Genomic DNA, 19975 nt, shown 5'->3' on the forward strand with positions numbered 1-19975 from the left:
ATGTAAAATCAAAAAAAATACAAGAAAAGTTGAGCTTCCTAAATCCCTTCACCGTCTGTTACGTTGTTTTTCTGTTTCCGCCGTCTTTTAAAGCGGTACATCCTTTCGTCTGCCAGGTTTAATGCTGCCTCCGGTGACAGGCCCATCCCCTTGGTAATAAAAACAACTCCGTAGCTGATGGACATTGGGTAGTCCTTCCCGCCGGCAAGCAGCTTCTTATCCACAAGGTCCATCTTCTCTTCCGCCGCCTGTTCCCCGCAGTCCCGGAACAAAACCACAAATTCATCACCGCCGATCCGGCAGGTAAAATCAGTATCCCGGGCGGATTCCTTCAGGACTTCTGAAACATACTTAATATATTCATCTCCGTATAAATGACCAAACCGGTCGTTGATGGTCTTCAGCCCATCCATATCGATCATACAAAGGGAAAAGGAAATGCCTTTCTGGATATGGGAATCAATGGCCCGCATACCGCTTCGCCGGTTATCCAGACCGGTCAGCTCGTCCTTATAGGCCATAACCTCTAAGAATGCTTCATTTTCTCTCTGATAGGTAATATCGGTCATAAGATGGACTGCCGCTTTTTTCTCTCCCCAAAGAAGGGAAAAAGACTTAACCTGAAAGGTTTTATTGCGGGAACACTTAAATTCATACCTCAATTCCTGTTCCAGTCTGGTATGGGACTTTAATCGTGCCATTAAGGGGCAATCACTTCCTCCGCAGGCAAACTGTACTGGTCCCGGATCATAAAACTGCTTTCTGGCCGATTCATTGGTATATAGGATCCTACCGCTCTCTTCCTCAATAACGACGACCCATTCTTTCAGGCTGTCCATAATGGATATCAGCAGAGTATTGAACCTTTTGATCTTTTCCGCCTGCTCTTTCAGCTCACTTTCCCTTATCTCCAGTTGGTTCACCATTTCATTAAACGCCTGCGAAAAATCTCCCATAAAGTTCACCCGCTGCTTATAATCCCCCCTGATCACCTGATCGGTCTGCCAGGTCAGATGCTTTAAGGCGGCATGAAGCTGCTTTAATTCCCCTGCCTGGAAATTCTGACGGACCGGCAGGGGCACGTTTAAATTACCTGCCGCCAGATTCTTAAGAAATTCATTGGATTCCATAAGACAGTGAGAAAGATAGGAAACTGTCTGTTCCAGGTCTGAATACACCTGGGATTTTTCTTCCAGCTCCCCGTAAACCGGCTTATTTAATATAATATTTCGGATCTGCTCCAAAAGAACAGAAGCATCTTTCTCTGTCATCCACTACACCTTCGCCTGTTGATCGATCATGGCCTCAAATCTGCATACATGCGAACCGCTGGCCCAGCAATCAACTTCTTTTACCACATATTCCTTTTCCGTATATGCCGTTATTACTCCGGTCAGGAATCCTTCCTCATAATTCCAGACAGAATCACCTGTTATGGGGTGTCCGGAGCATTCCAGGTCTTCTTCAACAGTCAGGACCATCTCTCCGGTAATGGGAACGAATTTTTCGTCTCTAAACCTGTCCGCCAGTTCATTTCTCAAAGAATACTGAAGCAGCCGTTCCATCAAAACCGGCATTTCATCCCCCAGATGTTTCCTGCCCTCTGGGATATTCCCTTTTGTGTTCCAGGAAAAATTCTTCACTTCTCCCGTTTGAAAAATATTGAACATATGCCTCCTCCTGTATCTTCATCTGCACAATCCGATCGTATCAACTTGGACCAGTTACTTGTACATTCATAATTTAAGCATATTTTGCCTGAATATTACCAGTTTTCAACCGTTTTTTCATTTAACTACCCGATTATGAAGGATACATTTTAAGCAATATGGGTCATCTGCCAAATGATTAAAGTCAACCATATTATATTATAATAAAAATTCCGACAAATTTCAACATAAAAATAGCAGCAGAAATTTTCTGTAACCAAAATAAAAAACCATTTCAATAATATAGAATGAAGTTATCTTGAAAATTAATGCCAGTCCATGGTAAAATAAGAGAATATCCAAAGAAACCAGGAAAGAAGGTGATGATACGAAGATACAGGAATCTGCCGAAAATTATCTGGAGACAATCCTGATGCTTAAGAAGCGCAACGGTTATGTGCGTTCCATCGATATAGCAGAAGAATTGGATTTTTCCAAACCAAGCGTCAGTGTGGCCATGAAAAATCTCCGGGAAAACGGTTACATCGGGATCGATGAAAACGGTCACATCACTTTACAGGAAAAAGGGCAGGAAATTGCAGAAAGGATATACGAGCGCCACACCTTGCTGTCAGAGTGGCTGATGGCCCTGGGGGTGGCCCCGGAAACCGCACTGGAGGATGCCTGCCGGATCGAGCACGTAATCAGCGCAGAAAGCTTTGCAGCCATTAAAGCTCATGTAAACGGCCCCAAAGATGCTTAAAAGGGAAAACCGGTAAGCCGGCTGACCAGGGGATGGTCAGCCGGCTTCTTAGTATCTTCCGGCTTCATAAAAGAACAGCCCGGCTTTGATTACAGCCGGGCTGCTTCATGATTCCTTTTCCTGTGTTGCATCCATTCCACTTAAGGGGCCAAATCAGGCCATAAAGGATTTGATGGACCGGCATACTACTGCTCCCTGTCCTCCATCTGCACCATCTCCCGGCCGCTTATCTTGGCCGATGCATCCACGCCCGCCTTACTCATAACATGGAAAATGTCAACCTTACCGAAAAAGATCTGTTACTATCCTGGGAATTTACCAGGTTTCTACGGCTGTTTTTGGCAATATTTGGAGTATTTTACGACATGGGAAACGTCATATAATGATTACATGATAAACAAAGGAGTATTTTACGATGCCGCGAAGAGGAGAAAATATTTATAAACGAAAAGACGGGCGCTGGGAGGGAAGATGCTTAAAACAGGACGGGAAATACCGGTATTTCTACGCCAGAACCTATAAGGGTGTAAAAGAAAAAATGAAAAATTATAAGGAAACCCGGGAATCAGGCAAGGAAAAGCGTTACGGCGGTGCAAAGGATGTCTGCAGTCTGTTTGAGTCATGGCTGGAAGATGCCTCTCTTCGGGTGAAGCCTTCCACCTATGAAAGCTATTACCGTTGTATGGATAAATACGTGATCCCTTTTTTTAAACAGGATAAATCTCAGAAGCTTACGGAAGAATCTGTTCTTTGCTTTGTAAAGGCTATGAGAGAACAACCGGGGCTGGCGGATTCCTCCAGGAAGAAGAATCTTACCATTTTCAAGATCGCATTAAAGGAGATACTTAAGGGAACACCGGAAGGCTTTTCCATCATTGAGCAGGTAAAAATCCCAAAACCCGATGACAAGGAGGTCATGGTCTTTTCCCTGAAAGAGCAAAGACTCATAGAACAAACGGCACTTCATTCCAAAGACAAGCGGGCTGCGGGAATCATCCTGTGTTTCTATACCGGCATCCGGCTGGGAGAATTGTGTTCTCTTAAATGGGGGGATATTGATATGGAAGCCGGCACCCTGTCCATTGGACGGACGGTTTCCCGAATTAAGGATTTTGAAGAAGGGAAAAGCAAAACCGCTCTGCTTGTCGGTGCCCCCAAAAGCCGGAAGTCTTTAAGAAAAATACCACTGCCGGAATTTCTGTTAAAGCTTTTTAAGGAGTGTGGATTTTCTCATGCTAATCCGGACCATTATATTTTTTCCCAGGGGGATAGCCCTATTGACCCCCGCTGCTTTCAAAAGCTTTATAAGAAACTGTTAAAGGAAGCCCACGTCCAGGATCGGAAGTTTCATGCCATCCGCCATACCTTTGCCACCCGGGCTCTGGAAATGGGGGTGGATGTAAAGACCATCAGTGAACTTCTGGGCCATTCCAGCGTGTCCATTACCCTTAATGTGTATTCCCACTCCCTGATGGAGCAAAAAAAGCTGCCATTGAAAAATTTAATGACATGTATTATTTAAATTTGGAAAAACAGCCTGTGCAGAGCCCTTCCCCGGCACATATTTAAAAAGCATATTTATCACCGGGGCGTCATGGCCTAAGAATTAAAATAAGACGACCCGGTTACGGAATGGATCGTCTTATCATTCTGGGGAAGAAGGATTACTCCTGGACCTGCATCTTCCCTTCCGGCTCCTTCTCTATAAAATAACATTTACCTGATTCCGGCCTTCCGACTTTGACTTATAAAGGGCCTCATCCGCCCGCTTCAAAGCTCCCTGGAAGTCTTCGTCTCCTTGTTTAAAGAAGGAAAATCCGGCGGACACAGTGATCCCAATCTCTTCATTGTGATCCTGTATTTTCAAAGAAGAAACGGAAGCCAGAAACTTGGTTCCGAAATTCATCACATGCTTCTTATCCATTCCGTTAAGGATGACGACGAATTCATCACCGCCCCAGCGGATGATCTTGTCCGTACTTCTCAAGGTACGTTTCATAACATTCACAAATTCCGCCAGAGCCATGTCCCCTGCGTAATGACCATATTTATCATTAATGTCTTTAAAATGGTCCATATCGCACATCATGATTCCCGGGCTTATGCCTGTCCGTTTAAATTCCTTAAAGGCATTGGCCAGATCATTGGTTCCGCCCCTCCTGTTCCCAGCCTTTGTAAGGACATCCTGGTTTAACTCAGATTCCATCATCTTTTTCGCATGGCGGTAATATAATTTCTCCAATAGGGATACGGAGAACAGGCTGATGATCAATATAAGGATAAGCAATAAAACCAATAACAGGGTAAACTTAGAAACCAGCTCTCTGCTTTCCTTATTTGTCTGGTTTATATAAGGCTGTACATCGTCAAGATAAACCCCCATGGCAATGACCCAGTTATAATCCTTATAAAGCCTTGCATACGCCAGCTTTTTGGTGATATCATTGCTGTTCAGTTCTTTAAAATAATAAGAGAAAAACAGCTCCCCATCCTGATTGATCCCCTGAAGCTCGGTTAAATAAGGGTAATCTCCTGCAATATCAGTCATATCCGTAGAAAGATAGGTTCCTTCCGTTTCCGGCAGATTGGGATGGACCCTCCGGATGGCGTAATTTTTCCCCCCCTGATAATTCAGTATCTCGTTTACCCAGATATAGGAATTTCCATCAAATCTTGTGTTTCTGATTACATTGACCATATCCGCTTTTACAAGATCATTCACATAGCTTTTGGTGAGTCCAAAAAGAAATGCGTATTCTCCATGGCTAAAGACCCGGTAAGAGGATAAGCCGGAGGTATTGGCCTTAAGAGTATCCTTCCAGGTGGCTTCAGCCAGATTCTTAGGGTCATACATGGGCCTATTTTCCTCATTGCCCCACACGATTACGGTCACAAAACTATAATCCGGATTATGCCGGAAAAACTCTATGAAGAAATCACGGAATTCCTTATCAGAAAGATCCTTCTTCATATTTATGATATCAGACGTCCTGGAAATAAAAGTTTCCACGTATGATGATTTCGCTGTCCGCCTCAGCTCAATTTCAGAAATCAGGTTATTCACCGTATCCTTCAAAAAATCTTTCTTAATGTTGTAGATTGCTTCTTCTGATTTCTCAATATAAATATCGCCCACCTTGTCAATGGAATACAAGTAAAAGCAAGCCATGACCGTACAGATGATGCCGATGATGGTAGACAGAAAAATTGTATATTTACGCCGGATAACGCATTCCTCCTTTTTTGGAATGTTTAATTTTACCATAGTATGTCAGCATTTTCATCTACTCATCCATATATTCCAGGAAAATCCTGCTATGAAATCCGCCCCTTAATTCTGCTTTTTTTTCTCGTTCAGCCTCCAATTCCGCCTTGGTATATCCTCTGGCACTGCAAATGGAATATAATACCTCCATTACATCGGCCAGCTCGCCCAGGCTTTTCTCCTCCTGATATTCTCTTACCTCCTCAAAAAGCTTTTCTTCCAGCTTCTCCATATATTCTTCCTCAGTCAGAAACCGCCATGCTGCTGTTTTCCCGTTTGCCGTAATGATTTCCGGTATTTTATCCCTGACTAATTTGTCGTACCTTTTCAATGGCAAATCCCCTCTTTCCATTTAATCATAAAACGGTAACCTATGCTTCGAAAGATACACTTAAAAAACAGTATAACACATTCATGAAAAAATGTCGCTTATTCCCTAAAAAAGACCTGCCATTGCTTGATGGCAGGCCAGCAGCTGTGTCATATCCTCTTTTATTCTGTTAAAGTCCGTTTAAGCTTTTCTACATAATCTTTGCCGGCAAGGATATCCGTTACTAAGATAATTCCATCTGCCGGGTAAATTTCGGAATATTTCAGGGAAGCGGCCTATAATATTAATTAAACCACATGCCTTTTAGGGGATTTGTATGAATAATACCGTTACAGGCAAGAGAGGAAGCATCACCAAGGTCGGAAGTATCCTGCATATCGAAAATGCCCTTGTAGAAGATATATATACTCCCAACAGCAGGACCGGTTATATCCTGATTTCTTACGCCTCACCCGGCAGGAAAGATATGGTCTTTATTGAGCTCCTGCAACTAAACGTAGGCTGGGAAACAATTTTAATAAATCAGTTTGGAGATCCAATCACCCTGTGCAACGTCAGAAAGGGAATGTGGATCAATGCCGAGTTTTCCGCCGCCATGACGAGGAGTATTCCCCCTCAGTCAAAGGCATACCGGATTGTTGCAATCATGCAAAAACCCCTGTTTCGCATAACAACGGACCGGATCGCTTCTGTGGATGCAGAAAACGGTTTCCTTACTTCCGGAAATGCCAATAACGAATTAGACCAGATGAGGTTTGTGGTTTCTCAGGCTACGGAAATCCTGGATCAGACAGGCAGCTCCATTCCCTTAAGTGCCTTACAGCCAGGGCAAATGGCAAGGATTGAACATGCCAATTTCCAAACTGCAAGTATTCCGCCCCAAACCACCGCTTACCGCATGCAAGTGATCTAGTTTTACGGAATAAAAGAGGATTAAAAAAGGCAGATGCAGGTCAATGGAAAACCGGCCTGCTCCGCCTTAAATGTTGTCCCCATCGTTCCTGCTCAACATCAAATCCGGACCAGCATTTTGTTATGATATTCCTGGATGCTTTTGTTATGTTAGGCTATTCTTTAAAATCACCTCTTTTTTCTACTACATGATAACCTACGGACGCAACCCGGTTTCTCAGACAGACATTGCACTCAGCAGCTTCCTCTCCGGTACAGATCTTGTTATCATACAATTCATATTTCTTCCGTACGCCAATGGGGGATAAATTGGGCATCAGCACATTGGCCCCCGATAAAATCCCTTTTTCCCTTCCCTTCGGGTCAAGGGTCCCCAATGCCGTTGTGGAAGGCAGCAGTGCATTGGGCAGCATCAGCCTTAAGATTCCTATGAGAAACAGGGTGAGATCAACGCTTCCTGCAGGAAAAGAAGCAAAAGGAGTATCCTTATGAGGAATAAAGGGTCCTATGCCAACCATCTGGGGGGAAAGCTCCTTAATAAACGCCAGGTCTTCAGCCAGACATTTGGGAGTCTGGTAAGGGGAACCTACCATAAATCCGGTGCCTACCTGATAACCGATCTTCTTTAAGTTTCTTAAGCATTCCTTCCGGTTTTCCAAGGAAAGAGAACCGGGATGAAGAAGGGAATAATGCTCCTCATCCGCCGTTTCATGGCGAAGGAGATAGCGGTTTGCCCCTGCTTCATAATATTTCAAATACTGGTCATATGTTTTTTCCCCTATGGAAAGGGTGATGGCACAATCCGGATACCCTTCCCGTATGGTTTTTACGATATCCACAACTGCCTCATCGGTAAATGCAGGGTCTTCCCCTCCTTGCAGCACAAAGGTACGGAAGCCTAATTCATACCCGGATTCACAGCAGGACAAAATCTCATCCTTGCTTAGCCGGTAACGGCTTGCATTTTTATTGCTCTTTCTTATGCCGCAGTAATAGCAGTCATTTTTGCAGTAATTGGTAAATTCGATCAGTCCCCTGATATATACTTCCTTTTCATAATGTACCTGGCTGCAGGTCCTTGCCAGGGAATATAAATAATCACCGGCCTCTTTATCATAATTTTCCAGCAGGTAAATAAACTCGTCCTCTTCCAGATTATGAGTTTCATACAGTTTATCGATCAAATGCTTCATAGTATTCTCCTTGCTCTGAATTTCCGCCGCTGCCTGGTTTTTCCCGTTCCTTATCTTATATTCTCCACCAGCTGTACCCGCAGGCCATTGGGATCCTTTATAAAGGCAAACTTAACCTGCGGATTTGGCTGAACCGGTTCACCTAAAATGACAGCACTTTTTTCCTTTGCCAGGAAAAGGGTCTGATCAAGGGATTCCACTTCAAATCCCCAGCTTATATCATCTCCTACATGGATTTCCTTCTCCCCGCCGCAGATCAATTCAATTTGTGTTTCCCCATCACCTAAAAAAGCTATCTCTGTACCGGGTCCTGCGGGAAATCTTCTGGTCACCTTCAGGCCGATGATCTCCTCATAGAATTTGATAGATTCTTCTAAATTCTTAACGTTTAACGTGCTCCAGCAAAACTTCATAGAATATCCTCCTGTTTATTCCTTTATCCTTATTTTAACTTATCCCATGGATAAGGGTATCTGCACTTAATCATACCAGAATAACATGTTTATTCTATCATTTTCTATATAATAGTGAAAGATAATTTTATAGCAATTTTTCCCATTCATCAGGTCATGGGCTGCCTTTTCCAATTCCTGGTCATAACCAACGGACGTACATGGTCAAAAAACATGGATCGCATTCCGAACCTTTTTCGCTTCATACAAAGCACGGTCTGCATGAATAAAAAGCCTTACCGTATCAACCTGATCCGATATTGCCGCCAGCCCGAAGCTGGCCGTCAGCATCAGCTTGGGATAATCTTCAAAAAACAGGTGATTCAATCTGACCTGGATCTTTTCGCATATGGACACAGCCTCTTCCATAGTTTTATCACGGAACAATAAGCAGAACTCATCCCCCCCATAGCGGAAGGGTGTCATATCCCCATGAAACTCCTTCAGGATCTTAGCAAATTCTATTAAGCAGCGGTCTCCCACATGATGTCCCCAGGTGTCGTTAATACTTTTAAATCTGTCAATGTCTACGATTGCAAGAATATAATTCCGGTCCGATGCCGTGTCCTCTGCAAATTTCAGTTCATCCCGGAACGCCTTCCGGTTGTATATTCCGGTCATTTCATCCGTATGGACACTTTGCTGCAGAAGCCGGCGTTCTATTTCTTTTTGTATGCCTGCACTGTTTTTTCTCCGCTCAAAACGGATCACGGCCATACAGGCAATGGAGAAAGCAGTCAATACAAAAAGAGAAATCAGAAAATCCCCCATCCGATGGGTATTTTCAAATATGCTGACCTTATCTGCATCCCATTTTATAAACAGTTCCGAAGAAATGATAGAACCTAAGCTGGTGCCTGCCGTAATACATGTTACACGGTAATCTGCATAGATGGCCGTCAGCATGATGGCTATTGCAAAAATATAGTAGGTAGCCGTAAAGGTGCTGTGTACCGTAAAGATAACGAAGCCGATTCCCACGAAAATAAGGGATACAAAATAAATTTTATGGCTTTGTGACAAACACTTTGATTTCATGATCAGCGTTTCTGCTGCAATACAAATGAAATTAACAGAACTTGGAATGATGAGAAATTTAAGAAAGTATCTGTAAACCGTTGTTGTCAGCAGATCGGAATGGACCAGGATGATACCCATCACAATTTCAACCATAAGAGAAAAGATGACCAGGATAACGGAGGTTTTATAATGCAGCTTCAGCCAGCTTTCATCAATTTTTGTATATTCTTCCTGCACTGCCCTGATATACATGTCATCAATATTTTCTTCTTCCATATGAAATGTAAAACCTTCCACTTTCACGTTTTTACCTCCCACATCCCTATTCGTCGGATTATATGCAGAGAAGCAGATATCCACCACCCATTGTTAACTGATCCGTAGCGCAATGAATAATATCTTTGAGATGAAGGATCTGCTTATACAAAACCGGCTGCATCCAGGTTAAATCCTGCCGGAAATGCAGCCGATAAATAAATCATTTTGAAAGGCCGGGCAAATAAACCAAACTGTTACCTTTCAGTATTTAGCTTAAATTTTTCCACCTCCATGCGCAGCGTGGCAGCCTGTGCGGACATTTCCTGACTTGTCGCCGAGTTCTCTTCTGCTGTAGCAGCATTTGTCTGCACCACAGCGGAGACCTGGGAAAGCCCCAGCTTTATCTGTTCAATGGCATCAGACTGCTCCACGGATGCCTGCTCTATTTTAACAATGCTCTCGTTAACCTTTACAGCATTTTCCCGGATGCTGCGAAGTATTTTAGCAGCCTGCTCTGCGATCTGTGAGCCTTCTGCCACGGTAGCAGCCGAGTGCTGGATCAGTTCAGCAGTCTTCTTTGCAGCCTCTGAAGACTTGGAAGCAAGGTTTCTTACCTCATCGGCTACAACCGCAAATCCCTTTCCTGCATCACCTGCACGGGCAGCCTCTACGGCAGCATTAAGAGCCAGGATATTGGTCTGGAAAGCAATGTCTTCAATGACTTTTGTAATGCTGGTAATCTGGTCAGATGCAGCACTGATATCCGTCATTGCCTCTGTCAGTCTGCTCATATGCTCGTCTCCGTCACTGACACTGGATCCTGTCTGCTCCACAAATTGTGCCGCCATTTTAACATTACAGGAATTATCCAATGCCTGTTCTGCGATTTTCTCAATGGAGGCTTCCAGCTCCTCGATGGCTGAAGCCTGCTCCGTGGATCCTGACGCAAGGTCCTGGGCTCCGTATGCAACCTGGCTGGCCCCTGTGCTGACCTGCTCTGCCGCCATATGAATCAGGGACAGGGTTTCAGAAAGGTTTCTCACCGAATCATAAACTGCGGTTTCAATCCGCTTGAAATCACCGATATACTCCTGTGCAGGTCCGGTTTTTAAATTACCCGCTGCTATCTCCTCCATGTTTCTGGTGATATCCTCCACATAGAGAAAAAGTGTTTTAATGGAGCTGTCAATGCTCTTGGAAAGCTCTCCCACCTCATCCCTGCTTTTGATCTGGGGGGTCTCCTCTGTTAAATTTCCCTGGGAAAGCAGCTTCATGCGGTTCGTGATCTTTATAATAGGATTGGCTATTCCACCGGCAAATAAAACTGCAAGAATGATACCGGCCGTCATCATGATCAGAGACGTTCCAAGCAGACAGAACATTACGGTTCGTATGGAGGAGGTCATTTCATTAATCGGAGCTACCGCCCCAAAATACCATCCATTGCTTCCGGACACCGGGGAATAATAGCAAATACGCTTGACACCTGCATAGGAATAGGTATCCACCCCGGTAGCCCCTGTAATCATCTTGGAATAAACTCTGGCGGCCGACTTATAGCTGCTGTCTGTTTTCGACATCTCTATAAAATTCCTCTGCTCCTGAACCAGTTCCGGCCTCATATTGGCAATCACCGTTCCCTGGCTGTCAATCATAAATATATTTCCTGATTTCCCCACCCGGAAATCCCTGACCAGGCTGCTTAAATACATACCGTCAATGCCGGCAATCAAGACCTTGCCGTTCATCGGAGTGTATATCTGGATAACAAATTCTCCCTTGCCGTCCGTATAAGGAGAGGAAATCACGGTTTCCCCTCCCATTGCTTTGGTTAAAAGGTCCTGGGAGCCGATGTTGTCCCCTTCATATCCGATTGGGCCGCTTCTGATGATTCCGGTACCGTCAGAGACCGCAAGATACAGAAAGCCCTTCTTCTTTGCAAGTTTTTCCAGTTCTGCGGAGGAAGCCGACGAAAGGCCCAGCTCTGCCGTATCCTTTATATCATCTGTCAGGTTCTGCACCTTAGAAGAAAGGGCCAGATCAGCAACCGCACCTAAGGATGCAAGATCAGCCCTGACATTGCTCAAAATTCCCTGATAGCTGGTGAACAGGCTGGTGACAAGGTTCACTGCTGTCAATACCAGAATCAGCAGGCCTGTAAAAAGTATGAGCTTAAATTTAATAGATATGGTACCTTTCCTTTTTCGTTTTTTCATTGTCGTAATCCTCCTAATACTATCCGGAAACTCAAATTCCGGTTTGTTCTTTTCTCCTGCTTTTCGTAACCCCCCCCATTATTTTACTGGTTTATTTCCTGCGGTCAATCAGGACAAGATCCATAAACTCAGAAGCGGTTATCCTTAAAGGCATTCGGTTGGTTTTCTTAAAAATCAGGTAATTTCCATCGGTATGAACGCTTTGGAACAATTCTTTATCCTTAAGCATTCCAAAACGCACAGTATCCAGTCTGGGGCGAAAGTCAAAATGGATGGTTGTTCCTGTCTCCATGACCACCTTTAACTGATAATCCGGCCGGGCATCCACACTTTTGAAATATCCCTCATGGGCCTGTTCCCTCTCTTCCTTTAAACTATGAAATAATTCCTCTTTCTGCATACTCTGTTCTGTAATATTTTTCTCTTTTTCCTCCATAACCTCCATGATTTACATCACCTCAATTTATTTCTCCAAATTCACAAGTTATGTTTCACGGGACCCTTAAAGGCCGATGAAAGTCCGGCTCCTCCCTTTAACAGGAATCTGCTTACCTGCTCCTTCAGCATTTCCGCCTGACTGGCAAGCTCTTCACTGGCAGCCGCACTTTCCTCGGAAGTCGCAGAGTTCGTCTGAATTACCTGAGATACCTGCATTACTCCCTGGTTGATCTGGTCAATGCCTTCTGCCTGGCTGTTGGATGCAATGGCAATGTCTCCGATCAGATTTGCCACCTTTTCTACATCCTCCACAATTTTTACCAGGGCATCTGCCGTTTCATTTGCGATCCTGGTACCCCCCTCCACCTTTTGAATGGATTTCCCGATCATATCCGTGGTTTCCTTTGCCGCATCGGCTGAGCGGGCCGCCAGGCTTCTCACTTCATCTGCAACCACCGCAAAGCCCTTTCCCAGCTCTCCTGCTCTTGCTGCTTCTACCGCTGCATTGAGAGCCAGGATATTGGTCTGAAAGGCAATCTCGTCAATGACCTTTATGATTCTTGAGATATTGGCAGAGGAAGCATTGATCTCCTCCATTGCCTGAAGCATTTCTCTCATTTGCTGATTTCCGTGTTCTGCATTCCGTTTTGCTGCATCAGCCAGCTCATTGGCCTGGTTCGCATATCCGGCACTGCGTCTTGTCTGGGCTGCGATTTCTTCAATGGAAGCCGTAAGCTGTTCCACCGAGCTGGCCTGTTCTGTTGCCCCCTGGGAAAGTGTAATGCTGGAGCCGGAAACCTGACTGGACCCGGATGCCACCTGATCCGCTGCCGTCCTGACCTCTCCCAATACCTCGTTAAAGGACTGGATGATCAGGTTTAAGGATGATTTAATGGCTGCGTAATCCCCTCTGTAATCCCCTTTGATTTCAACATTAAGATTTCCCTTTGACATTTCCGTAAGTATAGAGGATATTTCCTGAATAATATTCCGGACCGTTTCAATGGCTGTGGAAGAGGCCATCGCTAATTGCCCGATCTCCGTATTGTCGGCCCCAACGCTGACTGACTTTGATAAATCCCCCTTTGCAGCCGTCATCATATCATCTTTTATCTTAATGATCGGCTTGATGATCTTTTTATGGGAAAGCAGCAGGCTTATGCCGTTGAAAACAGCAGTAAACACCATCAGCAGGATCATGACAATTATATAAGCCTGGGTTTTACGAACGGCACGATTCAGTTCACCGGCAGCCCTGGCGTTCATTGTTTCCTGAAATTGGGTGATAGGAGCCATAATAACGCTTTTATCGCTGTCATACTGGGCATCAAACATAAGATGCCTTGCTTCCTCATAATCACCACGTTCCACTGCCTTCATGGCTTTGTCTTCCGTCTCCACCAGGGTATCGGAGTTTTTCTTTGCCTCTGCCAGCAGACTCAGCTCATTCTGGGGTGCTCCCAGCTCCTCCAGCCTTTCTACCACCTTATCCCTGGTCTTTGTCTCATTCACCTCTTTCCAGTAATTATCATAGTGGACTTTATCCCCAAATTGCACGTATGCCCTGGCCTCATTTGTTAAATAATCGGATGCATTGGCAAGGTCAATGCCTAATTGCTTAAACTCTGCTTTTCTTACCTCAGCGGCCCTCATTCCTAAAAAAGAGCTCATTACCTGAATGGATAAGACTACCAGGATCACCGACAAAAAGATGGCGGAACCTCCAAGCATAAGATTTAAAGTGGATTGTTTGATTCTTTTTTTCTGCATAATTACATTCCCTCCTCATTCGCTACTGTTCTCTCCGAAACCACTTTTCCACACTTTTTGCATCCCCTGGCTTTGCAAAATAATATCCCTGGATATAATCACAGCCCATATCCTTCAGGATCTGCTTTTGCTCAGCCGTTTCCACTCCTTCAGACACCACTTTCAGGCTCAGGCCATGAGCCAGTTCCGTGATGCTTTTTATTACCTGGTGCTCCGTTTCACTTTCAAGAGCCCTTCCTAAGAATGACTTGTCAATTTTTAATATGTCAATGGGAAGGACCGTTAAATAGTTCAGGGAGGAATACCCTGTACCAAAATCATCCAAGGCAATGCTAACGCCAAGAGATCTTAGTTTTTTAAGAATTTCAATGTTATTCTGGGAAAATTCCAATAGAACACTTTCCGTTATTTCAAGCTCCAGTTGATTTACCGGAAACTGTGTCTCATTGAGCACCTCTTTTAGCAGATCATAAAAATTCTCATTTCGCAACTGATGGACGGAAATATTTACGGACAGCTTTCCGAACTTGCAGCCGCTGTCGATCCAGGCTTTCCCCTGTTTACATGCATTTTTTAATATCCAGCTTCCCAGGGGAATGATAAGTCCCGTATATTCGGCCACCGAAATAAATTCAAAAGGCGAAATCATGCCCAATTCCTTTGAATGCAGCCTGGCCAGGGCCTCAACCCCTCTTATTTTATTTCTGAATAAATCCTGCTGGGGCTGATAGTAAATAAGCAGATCGTCCTTTGCCAGGGCTTCTCTGATACATAGCTCCACATTGGATTTTCTGATAATTTCATCATGCATCTGTGCATCATAGATGCAATACTGATTTTTACCGCTTTCCTTTGCCTTGTTAAGAGCCGTATCCGCATTCCTGAGCACATCATTTGCTGTCTGCCCTGCTTCCATACAATGGACTACGCCTATGCTGACGGATAAATAAACAGACTTTTCCATCAGAACAAAAGGAGCTCCGAAAATACTGAGGATGTTCTGACAGAGTTTTTTTACTTCACTCATATCCTTGCAGTCCCTGATAAGTATTAAAAACTCATCTCCGCCGAATCTTGCCACCATGTTTTTCTGGCCCAGAATCCCGGTCAGACGGTCGCCTACCTGCTGAAGCAGCTGATCGCAGAAATCAAGGCCAAGCAGATCATTATGTATCTTGAAATTATCCAGATCGATCATCAGTATGGAATCCCTGCACAAGCTGTTTTCGATGCTTCCTAAGGTCTCCTCAAGAGTGCTCATAAAATTCATCTTATTGGGCAGGCCGGTCAGAGTGTCATAAAATGCCATGTATTCAATTTTTGATTCCCGCTGCTTTCGTTCCTCAATATTGGATACCGCCCCTGCCACCTTACCGGGAAGGCCTTCCCCGTCAAAATAGACCTTTCCCCTGTTTAAGACCCAGGTATAGGTATCGTCCCGATTTCTGATGCGGTATTCCTGGTTAAACTCCCGGGTCTCCCCCTTTAAGCAGGCGTCAAAGGCAGCCCGTACCGCCGGATAATCCTCCTGGTGAATGGTCTCCTTCTGTAAAATCCCGCTGATCCCATGGCCTTCCAGGGCATTTCCCGTGATATCAATCCATTTATCAGAGGTGATGATCTCATCGGTAATAAGATTCCACTCCCAAAGCGCATCATTTGCGCTGTCAAGTGCCAGGGTGTAGCTTTCTTTCAGTCTTTCCAGCTCCTTGTGCAGGCTGGCAAGATGCTGGAGGTTTTCATCCTTTTTAAAAAGTCCCATCTGCATATAGATAAGGATCCCCATTAAAAACAGAACCAGCAGCGAGATGAAACCAATCAGCGCACCGTTGGCATTGATGCTGCTCTCCTCTTTTGACAGCTTCATGGTCCAATACGTATCCATGACCGGAACCTTAACGTGAAAGGAATCTCTGTCCTTCCAGGGAGATTCTCCCCAGATAAGTCCGCCTTTCTTATTGTAAATGCTGATGTGGTAGGAATTGGGCACCGCCTCCTTGATCACCTTGTCCATGTATGCATTAAAGTTAAATACCACAACGAAAAATCCGTCAAACTCACCGTCCTTATAAAGAGGATACCGAATAACCAGCCCCAGCAGATCCTTAGTGCCCTTGAGGATAAAGGGATCATTGACTGTTGTCATTTTGTTTTTGATTGCTTTTTCTATCGCATCCTCCACCTCAGGACGCCCCTTAAGGGATACGCCAAGGGTGTAATCAAAGATTTCCGGGTACACCATATCCGTAACCGTATCCTTATCTTTGTGCTGAATATAAAGGATATCCGGGTTTTCTTCCATGTATTTGCCTGCAAGAATATTAAATTTCCGCTGATCAATATGATCATCAATCTCATAATTATAAGCCAGGGAGGTTAATACGCCTTCCGTAATGGCTATATGCTGCTGCAAAGAATAGGACACGGATTGTCCGATGCTTGAAAGAAGATAATTGTTTTCTGATTGCTGGGAACGCAGAAGAACAAAAACAATCGTCATAAAAATCGTAAGCATAATTACCGTCTGTACGGCTATATATCTGGAATATTTATTTCTCATCACAGCCACCTCGGCACTGGTTCATCTTAACCAGGTAATTAAATGATTGTCTTTCATCGATTGTATACACCTGAATCAGTGAAGCATATTGCCCCTATGGAGCATATATGATATTCCATGGATAAAAAAAGTAATCTGCTAAGCAAAAGAATACCGCAGATTACTATTTTTATCATACTCCATAATGTAGTATATTTAAGCTTTCTGTCAGAATTCCTTTGTATCCAGTTCTGTTTTTGAATGAATATCAAGCTTACTGTACACATTTCTAAGTATTGTTCTGACAGTTGTTTCAGATATACACAACTTGTCTGCTATCTCTCTTGCCCTTAAACGGTTTCTTGCAAGCAGGGCAATCTCCCTTTCCCTTGGAGTGAGGGGCGTTTTATCTGAAATAATAGCCTTTCTGATGATCTTCATGCCCTTTTCATGACGTCTGCCAAGTTCAAGTACCGCATTGATGCCGTCCTTGTCCGGAATAAAGTTCTTCAACGATTCATAAAGAGGGGCCAGACATCCTGCATCCTGTATCAAGGGGAGATAAACCTTGTCCGGCAGCGCTGCAGCAAGGGCCTGTTTTAAATATTCAAGAGCCTCCAGCTGATGTCCGTTATTATATTTGGCTATGGCAAGAAATTTCAGATTATATATCTGAGGCAGCATATACTTTATTCTTTTCTCTTGTTTTTTCCCATTATCCAGGAGGAGCTGGGAAATACCGTAAAGCTCATTATATCTTTTCTCCATGAGCAGGAGCTTTAAATAAAAGATCTGTGCATGGGGAATCACAGGATCATAAAGCATTTTTTTTATGCTTTCTATGTCATAGAGCCATGGGGCAACGTAATCCTTGATTCCCAGTTCAATGCTTATGACTGACATGCAGCATTCCACCATGTGCAGTACATAAAGGCTGGTATTTTCCTTTGCATAATCCTGGATCCTCTTAATTGCTTTAAAATAACTCTCCACATCACCTCTTAAGATGGCTATGCGGGCAAGAACCAATTCCGAACTAATGCAGATGCTTGCCTGTCTGCTGCCCCTTGCTTCATAAAGAGCCTTATGGCAATGGATTTCAGCTTCATCATCCTTGCCTCTCATAAGCATTGCTTCTGCCTGCATCACATGAAAGGCTCCCGCACCGTGCCCTCTGACCAGACGTTGATAGAATGGACTGCTTTCCTCTATCTCCTTCAGGATATGTTCCAGTTTTCCTGTTTCACGCCAGAACATGCCCAAAACCGTTGGGGAAGCAAACAGCCATGGTGCATCTTCTTTGATCACCTCCGATGGCTGACCCAAAATTTCCCACGCCCTCTTTTGCCGCTCCTTCATCCTGGACAAATCATTAAACTCCCCAAAGGCTGCCAAAAGCTCATATTCACCATGGATTTTCCGGATCTCATCCGGCAGGAAATCCCCTTTACGGTGAACCGTCTGTTCAAGTAAGCTGCAAAGCCTTTGATAAACTTCTGTCTGCCCGTTCATCAGGGTATAATAGCCAAAGATGATCATGGTAAGAGGATGGCTGCATAAAGTTTTTTCCGGGCATTCATGGACGATCCTGACGATAAGTTCAGACTGGTATTTCTCCCTCTGCTTATCCGGATATTCAATGCTGAAGGGCAGAGACAAGATCGCGTCAAAATCCCTGATGCGGAAAAAGAACTCGGAAGCCGGATAATACCGGGACACGGCTACACAGGACGTTCCGGCTCTCCGGAATGTTCTGTTCTGATAATCCTCCGGCATTTCATTATAAAAGCGGTTTCGCAGATAATCCTGTAAAATACTGTGCATGCTGTAGCGGTACTTATCTGGAAGATATCTGATAAATTCATTATTCTTAAGAATCTCAATAATCTTATCAGGCAGAACCTCCTGATTCAGCATAATGGCTGCCTGGCGCGCCGAGAAACTGTCCAGAATCGATACCGACAGAAAAAAGTCCCTTTCTTGCGGCGTAAGATTATTCCAGATCGCCCTTTCCACCAACTGTTCAATGTCAGCAGCAGGGTCAAAAAAACCGGTTTCTTTAAAATTAATCATGTGCAGACGGATGGCAGACACCCAGCCCTCAGTACTCATGAATATTTTTTCCAGTTCATCATCGGTAAGGCGGATCCCTTCCATACGGAACAGGTTCGCGGTGCCTTCTCGGTCAAAGAAAAACGGCGATGCATCTAAGGTATAAATATTATTATTATGTATGGAGACCTGCTGCCTTACCTCCAACTGCTGAGTAATGAAAATCATATGGAGCTTAGGATTCCCATGCATGGAAAACACACTTATTAACTCACGGGGAATGTCACAGTTTACAAGCTGATAATTGTCAACCACTAAATACGTTTCCATCTGGCACGTAATATCCCTAAGATGGGCCGTTATGAAAAACAGCGTATCCAAGGTAGGCATCTGCATATTCTTTAAATCATCGGCCACCTTAATACTTACATTGGAAAACAATTCACAGATACCCAGCCACGCCATAGAAGCAGGCTCCCCCAGGCAGGTGTACCAATATTCACAGGCCCCATGAGAGACTTTTTCTCTAAGATACTCCCGGACAGCCGTGGTCTTTCCAAACCCGGATGGTGCCTCCACAATGGTCAATGGATGGTGGGATATTTGATCAAGCTGCCTTTTGAGCCTTTCTGAAAAAAAGTACTTATTCCGTTGGTTAAACTTTTTTTGCATTCATTTCCCTCTATTCTGGTGGGGGAGAATATGAATTTCTGCCTGAAGTTTTGATGCAGAGCCTAATTTCTCTAATGATGATCTACGTATATCCTATTGCTCTGCCCCAGCCTCCGAAGCTGCTTTTAACACCCCATTATTTCCAGCTTCTTTCCCTGATAAATATCCGGTCATAATATCCTGATTTCCTATAATTTACCACAAAAATCGACATTTTTCAACATATTGCGACATGGTCCTCATTGAAATATTCATCAAAATTATATCGATTGGGATTCCAAATAGTTGATCCTGTTTTTATAATTTTTTTACGGGATTCAAATTAAAGGGTTTATGGGGAAAGGGTATCAATTCCAGTGAAGAAAGACGTTTCGAGAATGAAAAGAACTGGCCGGTATAGGGGAGGATATGACCCCTAACCAGGTAAAGGGAATCATAACTGCAG

At 44.1% G+C, this 19975-nt stretch carries 15 protein-coding genes; 3 read left to right on the forward strand and 12 right to left on the reverse strand.

From position 1 onward, the window contains the following. Positions 1-38 precede the first annotated feature (38 nt). Positions 39-1271, reverse strand: coding sequence for a sensor domain-containing diguanylate cyclase (locus tag CLOSA_RS19595; protein WP_013274469.1), 1233 nt, complete (start codon positions 1269-1271; stop codon positions 39-41). A gap of 3 nt (positions 1272-1274) precedes the next feature. After that, entirely contained in the window at positions 1275-1670 is a 396-nt protein-coding gene (locus tag CLOSA_RS19600; RefSeq protein WP_013274470.1) for a V4R domain-containing protein, read from the reverse strand. Positions 1671-2004: 334 nt separating this feature from the next. Here CLOSA_RS19600 and CLOSA_RS19605 point away from each other — a divergent pair, with 334 nt between their 5' ends. Further along, the gene (locus tag CLOSA_RS19605; RefSeq protein WP_013274471.1) at positions 2005-2412 is read left to right on the forward strand and encodes a metal-dependent transcriptional regulator; all 408 of its coding nucleotides are present in this window, start codon (positions 2005-2007) and stop codon (positions 2410-2412) included. Between the two features lie 415 nt (positions 2413-2827). After that, entirely contained in the window at positions 2828-3934 is a 1107-nt protein-coding gene (locus tag CLOSA_RS19610) for a tyrosine-type recombinase/integrase (RefSeq protein WP_013274472.1), read from the forward strand. Between the two features lie 180 nt (positions 3935-4114). On the opposite strand, the gene CLOSA_RS19615 is transcribed toward CLOSA_RS19610, so the two are convergent. Both CLOSA_RS19615 and CLOSA_RS19620 read right to left on the reverse strand, forming a co-directional pair. Beyond that, the gene (locus CLOSA_RS19615) at positions 4115-5677 is read right to left on the reverse strand and encodes a sensor domain-containing diguanylate cyclase (protein WP_013274473.1); all 1563 of its coding nucleotides are present in this window, start codon (positions 5675-5677) and stop codon (positions 4115-4117) included. 19 nt (positions 5678-5696) lie between these two features. Next, a complete protein-coding gene (locus tag CLOSA_RS19620) occupies positions 5697-6008 on the reverse strand; it encodes a nucleoside triphosphate pyrophosphohydrolase (RefSeq protein WP_013274474.1) in 312 nt (103 codons plus the stop codon). A gap of 316 nt (positions 6009-6324) precedes the next feature. On the opposite strand from CLOSA_RS19620, the gene CLOSA_RS19625 reads away from it, so the two are divergent. After that, positions 6325-6921, forward strand: coding sequence for a hypothetical protein (locus tag CLOSA_RS19625; RefSeq protein ID WP_013274475.1), 597 nt, complete (start codon positions 6325-6327; stop codon positions 6919-6921). Between the two features lie 154 nt (positions 6922-7075). On the opposite strand, the gene hydE is transcribed toward CLOSA_RS19625, so the two are convergent. From hydE to CLOSA_RS19665, 8 genes are all read right to left on the reverse strand, one after another. Then, entirely contained in the window at positions 7076-8113 is a 1038-nt protein-coding gene (gene hydE / locus CLOSA_RS19630; protein ID WP_013274476.1) for a [FeFe] hydrogenase H-cluster radical SAM maturase HydE, read from the reverse strand. A gap of 50 nt (positions 8114-8163) precedes the next feature. After that, positions 8164-8526 (reverse strand): VOC family protein, encoded by a 363-nt coding sequence (locus CLOSA_RS19635; RefSeq protein ID WP_013274477.1) that lies wholly within the window; start codon positions 8524-8526, stop codon positions 8164-8166. Between the two features lie 204 nt (positions 8527-8730). Continuing rightward, positions 8731-9888 carry a GGDEF domain-containing protein gene (locus CLOSA_RS19640; RefSeq protein ID WP_013274478.1) on the reverse strand — a complete coding sequence of 386 codons (1158 nt, stop codon included), beginning with the start codon at positions 9886-9888 and terminating at the stop codon, positions 8731-8733. A gap of 209 nt (positions 9889-10097) precedes the next feature. Beyond that, positions 10098-12059, reverse strand: coding sequence for a methyl-accepting chemotaxis protein (locus CLOSA_RS23320; protein ID WP_013274479.1), 1962 nt, complete (start codon positions 12057-12059; stop codon positions 10098-10100). Positions 12060-12150: 91 nt separating this feature from the next. Next, on the reverse strand, positions 12151-12504 hold the full coding sequence (locus CLOSA_RS19650) for a DUF2442 domain-containing protein (RefSeq protein ID WP_013274480.1): 354 nt from the start codon (positions 12502-12504) through the stop codon (positions 12151-12153). A 32-nt stretch (positions 12505-12536) separates the two neighbouring features. Then, entirely contained in the window at positions 12537-14267 is a 1731-nt protein-coding gene (locus CLOSA_RS21975) for a methyl-accepting chemotaxis protein (protein ID WP_013274481.1), read from the reverse strand. Between the two features lie 22 nt (positions 14268-14289). Further along, positions 14290-16827 carry a bifunctional diguanylate cyclase/phosphodiesterase gene (locus CLOSA_RS19660; RefSeq protein WP_013274482.1) on the reverse strand — a complete coding sequence of 846 codons (2538 nt, stop codon included), beginning with the start codon at positions 16825-16827 and terminating at the stop codon, positions 14290-14292. A 207-nt stretch (positions 16828-17034) separates the two neighbouring features. Further along, the gene (locus CLOSA_RS19665) at positions 17035-19530 is read right to left on the reverse strand and encodes a LuxR C-terminal-related transcriptional regulator (RefSeq protein WP_013274483.1); all 2496 of its coding nucleotides are present in this window, start codon (positions 19528-19530) and stop codon (positions 17035-17037) included. Between the last annotated feature and the right edge of the window lie 445 nt (positions 19531-19975).

Origin of the sequence: [Clostridium] saccharolyticum WM1 (assembly GCF_000144625.1) — a bacterium.
GTDB lineage: Bacteria > Bacillota > Clostridia > Lachnospirales > Lachnospiraceae > Lacrimispora > Lacrimispora saccharolytica.